Source organism: Polaromonas sp. (assembly GCF_030682935.1).
Lineage (GTDB): Bacteria > Pseudomonadota > Gammaproteobacteria > Burkholderiales > Burkholderiaceae_C > Polaromonas.
Genome location: NZ_JAUXNA010000165.1, coordinates 1 through 8766, shown reverse-complemented (window position 1 = coordinate 8766; position 8766 = coordinate 1). Strand labels below are relative to the sequence as shown.

Here is an 8766-nt window from a genome sequence, read left to right as displayed (position 1 = left end):
GCCGTGGGCGCTGCTGGACCATGGCATTCGCGTCGTGATCGCGCCGAGTTTTGCCGACATCTTTTTCTCCAACTGCTTCAAGAATGGTCTGCTGCCGGTGCGCCTGACTGCCGCGCAGGTCGACACGCTGTTCGCACAGCTTGCGTCCACGCCCGGCTATCGCTTGCACATCGATCTGCCAGCGCAGTGCGTGCGCACGCCCGACGGCACATCGTTCACGTTCGAGATCGATGCGTTTCAGAAGGATTGCCTGCTCAATGGGCTGGACGAGATCGGGCTCACCTTGCAGCACCGCGAGCAAATCGCGGCGTTCGAGGCGCGGCGGCTGGCGGATCGCCCCTGGTTGCGTGCCGATCCGGCCGGGCACTGATGCAACATGAAGCCCTTCGTTCCAGCAACGACCGGCCGTATTCGCGGCGCGCTGGTCGTCGCCAACTGCGGCGGTGGGGCCATTGAAACCCATGGACCACGCCAGCACGCTGGCACCCGGCATGAGGCTTGCCGGCGCTGCGCTGGCGGCCCTGGCCGGCGGTCTGCTGTGGCAGGCGCTGGGATGGCCGCTGCCCTGGGTGACCGGCGCCTTGGTCGGCACAGCCTGCCTGGCGATGACGCGTTTTCCCGTGAGTTGTCCGCCGCTGCTGTTTCTGATCGCGCAGTGGCTGATCGGCGCAGCGGTCGGCGCCCGCTTCACGCCCGCGGCAGCCGCGCAACTGACGGCGCATGCCGGCGCCATCGTTGTCGCCACGGTCTTTTCCCTTGCACTCGGCCTGCTGCTGGCATGGCTGCTGCGGCACTGGGCCCGGCTCGATGCGGCGACGGCCTTTCTCGCCGCAATGCCGGGCGTCTCCGGCGAGATGGCCCGCCTGGCCCAGGAGCACGGTGCGCGCACCGATCAAGTCGCCCTGGTGCAGACGGTGCGCCTGTGTCTGGTGGTGATCCTGGTTCCACCCGCGTTTCGACTCCTGCTGCCGGGCCTGGGCTCGCCCGTGCCCGATCCGGTGACGCACGAGGTGCAGGGCCAGTTGTGGCTGCTGCTGATTGCCTTGGGCGGCGGCTGGGGTCTGAAACGATTGATTGGCGGCACGGGCTGGTTTGTCGGCGCGCTGGTGGCCGCCGCAGCCGCGACGGCCTTGGGTGTGCCGGTCGCGGCGCCAGCCCCTGCCTTGGCCGATACGGCGCAACTGCTTCTCGGCTGGAGTCTGGGCAGCCGTTTCCGGCGCGAGTCGCTGGCGCGGCTGCCCAGACTGCTGGTGACTTCCACGATCCTGAACGTGGCGGCGATCGGCGCCAGCGCGCTGCTGGGCATCCTGCTGGCGCACCGCTGGGGCTTGAGCGAGAACAGCGCGATTCTGGGAGCGATCCCGGGCGGCATCGCGGAGATGTGCATCACCGCCGCGTCGCTCGGCGAGCCGGTGGCGATCGTCGCGGCGTTTCATGTCGTGCGCGTGCTCGGTCTGCTGCTGCTCGCCGTGCCGCTGCTGCGACGGATTACGAAGGCCAACAACTAGCCCGATCATTCACTTCACTGAAAGGAGGCTTGCTCACAGCGTTTTATTCAGACCGTGTTCACGGCGAGTTCGTCACAGCAAAATTTTAGTAACGGAAAAAGGAGATCACATGGCACAGGACAGACAAAGCAATTACGCAGGCGTTTGGGACAACAGGATCGGTTTCGGTGACACGCCGGCGCTGATCGTCGTCGATTTCATGAAGGGCTATACCACCGAGGGCTCGCCGCTGTTCGCGCCCGGCGTGCCACCCGCCGTGCGCGAAAGCGTCGAACTGCTGGACGCGGCGCGCACGGCGAAGATCCCGGTGCTGCACACGATCGTGCGCTACAACCCCATCACATTCGACGACGGCGGGGTATGGATCCGCAAGGCGCCGGTGCTCAAATGCCTGGTCGAAGGCAATCCCTATGCGCAGACCTGCGACGAAGTGCTGCCCCGGCCGGAGGAAACCGTCATCACCAAAAACTATGCCAGTGTGTTCTTTGGCACCAGCCTGGTGGCCACGCTGAACGCCAGGCGTGTCGATACGGTGATCCTGATCGGCTGCTCCACCAGCGGCTGCATCCGGGCCAGCGCGGTCGACGCGGTTCAGTACGGTTTCCGGACCATCGTCGTGCGCGATTGCGTCGGCGACCGCCATCCGGACGTGCACGAGGCCAACCTGTTCGACATCAACGGCAAGTACGGCGATGTCGTGATGAAGACAGAAGTAATCGACTACCTGAAAAAACTGCGCGCAGTATCGCGCTAACCCATAAGCACAAAGGAGCATTGACATGAGCAACCCACTGACCCAGACCCGCCGTTACGACTACTCCCCGATCATCGACCGCCAGCCGATGAAGCTGCCCAACGGGGCGCGCGTGGCGATCGTGCCCTACATCAACATCGAGCACTTTCCGGAAGACATTGCGGGCACCGCGCTGGTGCCCGGCACCGCCAAGTTCACGCCGGACGCGCTGAACTACGGCTGGCGCGACTACGGCAACCGCGTCGGCCTGTGGCGCATGATGGACATGATGGACCGCTATGGTTATCGCGGCACGGTGTGCCTGAACTCCGACATCATCCGCGAATATCCTCGCATCATCGAGGAAGGCGAGAAGCGCAACTGGGCCTGGATCGGCCACGGCATCAACAACGCGCCGGCGAATTTCCTGAGCGGCAAGGACGAGCCCGAGGAGCGCGAGATCATCCGTACCGTGCTCACCGAGATGGAGAAGCGCCTGGGCCGCAAGACCAAGGGCTGGCTGGGCCCCTTCCTGTGCGAGACCTTCAATACGCCGGACCTGCTGGCCGAGCTGGGCGTCGAATACCTGTGCGATTTCACCGCCGACGACCAGCCGTTCCAGTTCAATGTCAAGAAAGGCAACCTGATTTCAGTGCCGTACACGGTTGAGCTGAACGACATCCCGGCCATCATGAACATCGGCGTCAGCGGCGAGCAGTTCGGCGACATGATCATCGACCAGTTCGACGTGCTGTATGCGGAGGGCCAGACCAATGCACGCATCATGCCGATCTGCCTGCACACCTTCCTGGTCGGCCAGCCGTTCCGCGCCAAGCATCTGGAACGGGCGTTCAAGTACATGGCCGGACACGAAGGCGTATGGCTGACAACCGGTGATGAGGTCAATGACTGGTATCGCAGCCAATACATGTAAGCCGTCGGACAGTCGCCCCGCTGCGGCGGCCTTGGGGCCTTGGCCGTAGCGCGGGGTGAAGGAATTGGAAAAGCATGCGCCGCCCCCACCGGGGCGGCGCCCGTATCGAAGATCAATTGAGGAGACAAATCATGTCACGAAGGTGTTTTATCCGGTCTCTGGCGGTCGCGTGGGTAGGCATCGCGGCCATGGCGACGAGCGCGAGTGCGCAAGACGAGTGCCCGAACAAGACAGTCCGGCTGGTCGTGCCCTTCGCGGCAGGCGGCGTCACCGACTCGAGCGCGCGCGCCATCGCCGAGAAACTCGGTGCGCGCCTGGGGCAGACGATCATTGTCGACAACCGCCCGGGTGCGAGCGGCAACCTGGGAACCGATGCAGTGGCCAGGTCCGCACCCGACGGTTGCACGCTGCTGCTCGGCTTCGACGGCACGCTGGCGATCAACCCGCATGTTTTTCAGAAGCTGCCCTTCGATCCCTTGCGCGACTTCGAACCCATCACCAAGCTGGGCGACGCAACGCTGATCCTGGTGGCGCACCCGTCGCTGCCGGCCAACACGCTGCAGGAGCTGATCGCGCTGGGCCGCAGCAAGCCGGACCTGCTCTCCTACGGCACGTCGGGCACCGGCGGCACGCCGCATTTGGCCGGCGAACTGCTCCAGCAGCGTACCGGCATGCAGATGAAGCATGTTCCGTACAAGGGCGGCGGCCAGGCGATCGTCGATGTGCTGGGGGGCCATATCCCGCTCGTGTACACCGCCGTGGCAAGCGCGCAGCAGCATGTCAAATCGGGCAAGCTCAAGGCGATCGCGATCTCCAGCGAGAAACGCACGGCCTCGTTGCCCGAGGTGCCGACATTCGCCGAATCGGGGCTGCCGGGCTTTGTCGTCGACTCCTGGGTCGGCGTGCTCGCGCCGGCGCGCACGCCGCGTCCGATCGTCGAACGCCTGCAACGCGAAATCGCGGCTGTTTTGGCGATGCCGGAGATTCGCGATCGCTACGCGATGCTGGGCATCGAGCCGGCCGGCAACACGCCCGAGCGCTTTGCCGCCCAGTTGCGCGCCGACTACGAGCGCTGGGAACGCGTCGTCAAGCAGGCGCAGATCCGCGTAGAGTGAAGCGCCTCCCAGCGCCTGGCAAGCGCCGCAGTGGCGTCAGGCAAGAACATTCAGGGCGAATAAATTACAGGTGTTTTGCGGACTCTTGCTGGCAGGGCGTCGGTTAGCGGGCGGTCTGCATGCGCACGCGGCGCGCGGCCTCCTCGGCGCGTGCGTCGTCGATCTCGCGCAGCACATTGCCCACATCAACCGGCCCGATCCGGCGCTTGAAGATGCCGGTCAGCACCGTGTCGGGATGCAGCACGCCGCGCTGATAAAGGTCCCATATCTCTGACCCATGGTCGGTCTGCAGCAGCTCGGGCGCAAACTGGCCAAAAAAGCCGCGCAAATTGGCCACGTCGCGCAGCAGCATGCGGCTGGCGTGGTTGTTGCCGGCCGCATCCACGGCCTGCGGCAAATCAATGATGACCGGGCCATCTTCCGCCAGCAGTATGTTGAACTCCGACAGATCGCCATGGACGACGCCGGCGCACAGCATGCGCACGACCTCGGTCAGCAGCGTGGCGTGGTGCGCGCGCGCCTGCTCGGGCGTGAAGGCCACATCGTTGAGGCGCGGCGCGGCGTCGCCATGCGCGTCGGTCACCAGTTCCATCAGCAGCACGCCGTCGCAAAAGTTGTGCGGCTTGGGCACGCGCACCCCGGCGGCGGCCAGGCGGTACAGCGCGTCAACCTCGGCGCTTTGCCAGGCCGCTTCGCTGGCCTGCCGGCCAAATTTCGTGCCCTTGGCCATGGCGCGGGCCTGGCGCGTGTTCTTGACCTTGCGGTTTTCGGTGTAGTCGACCGCCTGCCGGAAGCTGCGTTCGGTGGCTTCTTTATAGACCTTGGCGCAGCGTGTTTCGTCGCCGCAGCGCACCACGTAGACCATCGCCTCCTTGCCGCTCATCAACTGGCGCACCACGGTGTCGATCAGGCCTTCTTCGATCAGGGATTGCAGTCGCTTGGGTGATTTCATGGGCGCCATTGTGCACCGCGCGCCTGGTGGCGGCCAAGGCGCAGCGGCGCGGTCGTGACCCGTCCACGTCAACGCGGGCAGGCGGCCCGCATCATTCAGTAAAAAACCATCCATACGGATGGTGCTAAGATGGTCCGCATGGAAGTACGCAGCACCATCTCCCGCACGCCGGCCAAGCCAGTCGACGAAAAAATCACCATCAACCTGGGCTATGTGGACCTGGGCCAGATCGACCTGCTGGTGCAGGAAGGCTTTTATGCCAACCGAACCGACCTGATCCGCACGGCCATCCGCAGCCATCTGGCCGCCCACGCGGACGTGGTCAAGCAGGTAGTGGCCCGCAAGACGCTGGTGCTCGGTATCCAGCATTTCAGCGCTGCCGACCTGCGCGCCGTGCAGGCCGCTGGCGAGTCGCTGCAAATTCGCGTGCTGGGCCTTGCCCGCATCGCCCCCGACGTCAGCCCGGAACTGGCGCTGGCCGCGATCGACTCGGTGGTGGTGCTGGGCGCGCTGCACGCCAGCCCGGCCGTGAAAGCCGCCCTCGCCGGCCGCATCCGTTAACCATCTTCATAGACCCAATCAACGAGGAACTTCATATGAACCCCGCTTTCCAACGACTCATGGCCGAAGTCACGCGCCTGACGCGGGTCGGCAAGCTGCGAGAAGCGACTGCGGCCATCAAGGCGGCACTGCGCGGCGGCAGCGCACCGGCGCCCCCCCAAAACGCGGACATCGTCGACGTCCAGGCGCGCACCGTCCGGCGCGAAGCCCCGGTGCCGGCCACCGGCCAGTTCACCGCCGCCAGCCATACCGAAGCGGCCGGCATGCGCAAATACAAGCTCTATGTGCCGCCACGCCACACCGGGCAGGCCCTGCCGCTGGTCGTGATGCTGCACGGATGCACGCAAAACCCCGACGACTTCGCGGCCGGCACCCGCATGAACGAGCAGGCGCTTGAACGCGACTTTCTTGTGCTCTACCCGGCCCAGGCGCAAACCGCCAATGTCTCGCGTTGCTGGAACTGGTTCAAACACAACCACCAGCAGCGCGGCCGCGGCGAGCCGTCCATTTTGGCGGGCATGACGCGTGAGGTGATGAAGCAGCACAACATCGACCCGCAACGCGTCTACGTCGCCGGACTGTCGGCCGGCGGCGCGATGGCCGCCATTTTGGGCGATGCCTACCCCGACCTGTTCGCCGCCGTCGGCGTGCACTCGGGCCTGGCCACCGGTGCGGCCAGCAATGTTCAAGCGGCGCTCAGTGCGATGAAAAGCGGCGGCGCTGCCAGCGCACCCAGCGGGCAGACACCGCCCACCATCGTCTTTCATGGCGACCAGGACACGACCGTGCACCCGGTCAACGGCGAGCAGGTGGTGACGGCCCGTGCCGGCGCTGCCGAGCCCGAGCTTGAACGTGCACTCAGCGGCAACGGCCGCGCGTACACCCGGCGCATCTACCGCGAAGCGGGCGGCAGCGTGCAGGCAGAGCACTGGGCCGTGCATGGCGCCGGCCATGCCTGGTCGGGCGGCAGTGCGCGGGGCTCCTACACCGACGCCCAGGGGCCCGACGCCACCGAAGAGATGCTGCGCTTTTTCTTTGAAAATACGCTGCACACCACGCACTGACAGCGCCTCAGAACAGCGGCCTCGTGGTCCGATTTACGCTTAAATCAATAGCTGCTTTCGCCCGTCGAATAAGGGCAAAAGGCATATTTAACCGTTAAAAGTTCGGCCGCCTGCCCGCTGTACCTGGCCCTTAGCTGCGCGCCCGCTGGTACAGGCCCTGCACCTTGGGCACATTGCGCTGCAGCTGCTGGATGCGGTCCGGGCCGGACGGATGGGTGGACAAAAAGCTCGGACCGTTGGCACCGCCGCCCGCCTGGGCCATTTTTTCCCACAGGCTGACCGAAGCCTGGGGCTGGTAGCCGCCGCGCGCGGCCAGTTCCAGCCCGACCAGGTCGGCGTCGGTTTCATCGTCACGGCTGAAGCGCAGCGTCAGCAACTGCGTGCCGATGCTGGCCGCCACATCACCGAGCTGGCCCAGGCCCAGCAACTGCGCGCCCAGCGACAGCAAGGTGCCCGTGCCCTGGCTTTTGGCGATGCGCGCGCGTGCATGTTCGCGCAGGGCGTGGGCCATTTCGTGGCCCATGATCATGGCCGTTTCGTCATCGTTGAGCTTGAGCTGGTCCAGAATGCCGGTGTAAAAGGCGATCTTGCCGCCCGGCATGCAAAACGCATTGATCTGCTTGCTGCTGATCAGGTTGACTTCCCAGCGCCATTGCCGCGAACGGTCATTCCATTGGCCGGCCTGCGGCACCAGCCGCGTGGCAATGCCGCGCAGCCGCTGCAGCTGCGGGCTGTTGGGCGGCGCCAGCACGCCCTTGGCCCTGGCCTGTGCCAGCAGCTCGGCATACTGCTGCGTTGCCGCGCCTTCCAGCTCATCGGCCGGCACCAGGTTGCGCAGTCCCGATGACCCGCCCACGTTGACCTGCGCCTGCAAAGGCGTGGTCGCGGCGGTGGCGGCAGCCCCGGCCGCAGCCAAAAGAAATGCCCGGCGGCCTGGCCAGGCGGCGTGTTTAGCGTCGCATAAAAAGCACATGCGTGAATAATAGTCACAAATCCAAATACCCATGTCAGACAAAACCACCGCTTCCGAAATCCCCCTTCCCCGCGCTGCCGTTGCCGCCAGACCCAAAATCGCCTGGCGCGATGTCTGGCGCGTCTACACCGAGGCGGCCACCTTCCGCATGCTGCTGCTGGGGTTTTCGGCGGGGCTGCCGCTGCTGCTGGTGTTTGGCACGCTGAGCTTCTGGCTGCGCGAAGCGGGCATTGACCGCACCACCATTGGCTACCTGAGCTGGGTCGGCCTGGCCTACGGCTTCAAGTGGGCCTGGGCGCCGCTGGTCGACCGCATGCCGATTCCGCTGCTCACGCGCTGGCTCGGGCGGCGGCGCAGCTGGCTGCTGCTGTCGCAGGCCATCATCGTGACGGCCCTGGTGGCCATGGCCCTGACCGACCCCAAGCTGGCCCTGCAGCCGGTGGTGTGGTGCGCGCTGGCGGTGGCGATTGGCTCGGCCACGCAAGACATCGCGCTGGACGCCTACCGCATTGAATCGGCCGACATCAAGCGCCAGGCGGCGCTTGCCGCGGCGTACCAGACCGGCTACCGCATCGCCATGATCTGGGCCGGCGCCGGCGCGCTGTGGATTGCGGCGCGGGTCGAAGTGGCCGATGGCGCCGTGTACCAGCACGGGGCCTGGCAGGCGGCCTATCTGGTGATGGCCGCATCGATGCTGCTGGGGGTGGCGACCGTGCTGTTTTCACCCGAGCCGCTGCGCCGCGAATTGCCGCCCAGCAAAAATGCGGCCGACTGGCTCAAGGGCGCACTGATAGACCCGTTTGCCGACTTTTTGCGCCGCTACGGCAAGCAGGCGCTGCTGATTCTGGCGCTGATCGCGGTCTACCGCATCAGCGATGTCGTCATGGGCATCATGGCCAACCCGTTTTATGTGGACATGGGCTACA

The 8766-nt window shown here is 65.6% G+C and carries 9 protein-coding genes and 2 pseudogenes; 9 read left to right on the top strand and 2 right to left on the bottom strand.

Annotated features, from left to right (window positions below; all coding sequences use genetic code 11):
• The 6 genes and pseudogenes from leuD to Q8K05_RS07745 all read left to right on the top strand — a co-directional run.
• A partial coding sequence (gene leuD, locus Q8K05_RS07770) for a 3-isopropylmalate dehydratase small subunit (protein WP_305245983.1) occupies positions 1 to 370 on the top strand: 370 nt, incomplete at its 5' end.
• Between the two features lie 52 nt (positions 371 to 422).
• A pseudogene (locus Q8K05_RS07765) lies at positions 423 to 953 on the top strand (AbrB family transcriptional regulator); the annotation flags it as partial.
• Positions 930 to 1508, top strand: a complete 579-nt coding sequence (locus Q8K05_RS07760) for an AbrB family transcriptional regulator (RefSeq protein ID WP_305245985.1) — start codon at positions 930 to 932, stop codon at positions 1506 to 1508. The pseudogene Q8K05_RS07765 and the gene Q8K05_RS07760, both read left to right, overlap by 24 nt.
• 109 nt (positions 1509 to 1617) lie before the next feature.
• The gene (locus tag Q8K05_RS07755; protein ID WP_059752096.1) at positions 1618 to 2262 is read left to right on the top strand and encodes an N-carbamoylsarcosine amidohydrolase; all 645 of its coding nucleotides are present in this window, start codon (positions 1618 to 1620) and stop codon (positions 2260 to 2262) included.
• Between the two features lie 25 nt (positions 2263 to 2287).
• Entirely contained in the window at positions 2288 to 3175 is an 888-nt protein-coding gene (locus tag Q8K05_RS07750) for a polysaccharide deacetylase family protein (protein WP_305245980.1), read from the top strand.
• 131 nt (positions 3176 to 3306) lie between these two features.
• On the top strand, positions 3307 to 4290 hold the full coding sequence (locus Q8K05_RS07745; protein ID WP_305245978.1) for a tripartite tricarboxylate transporter substrate binding protein: 984 nt from the start codon (positions 3307 to 3309) through the stop codon (positions 4288 to 4290).
• A 103-nt stretch (positions 4291 to 4393) separates the two neighbouring features.
• Here Q8K05_RS07745 and Q8K05_RS07740 read toward each other — a convergent pair whose 3' ends face one another.
• Positions 4394 to 5242, bottom strand: coding sequence for a PA4780 family RIO1-like protein kinase (locus tag Q8K05_RS07740; RefSeq protein ID WP_305245977.1), 849 nt, complete (start codon positions 5240 to 5242; stop codon positions 4394 to 4396).
• Positions 5243 to 5380: 138 nt separating this feature from the next.
• Here Q8K05_RS07740 and Q8K05_RS07735 point away from each other — a divergent pair, with 138 nt between their 5' ends.
• Both Q8K05_RS07735 and Q8K05_RS07730 read left to right on the top strand, forming a co-directional pair.
• Positions 5381 to 5803, top strand: a complete 423-nt coding sequence (locus tag Q8K05_RS07735) for a CopG family transcriptional regulator (RefSeq protein WP_305245975.1) — start codon at positions 5381 to 5383, stop codon at positions 5801 to 5803.
• A 35-nt stretch (positions 5804 to 5838) separates the two neighbouring features.
• On the top strand, positions 5839 to 6867 hold the full coding sequence (locus Q8K05_RS07730; protein WP_305245973.1) for a PHB depolymerase family esterase: 1029 nt from the start codon (positions 5839 to 5841) through the stop codon (positions 6865 to 6867).
• A 130-nt stretch (positions 6868 to 6997) separates the two neighbouring features.
• Here Q8K05_RS07730 and Q8K05_RS07725 read toward each other — a convergent pair whose 3' ends face one another.
• Entirely contained in the window at positions 6998 to 7840 is an 843-nt protein-coding gene (locus Q8K05_RS07725; RefSeq protein WP_305245971.1) for a M48 family metallopeptidase, read from the bottom strand.
• 31 nt (positions 7841 to 7871) lie between these two features.
• Between Q8K05_RS07725 and Q8K05_RS07720 the strand changes: the two are divergent.
• Positions 7872 to 8766, top strand: a pseudogene (locus tag Q8K05_RS07720) (AmpG family muropeptide MFS transporter); the annotation flags it as partial.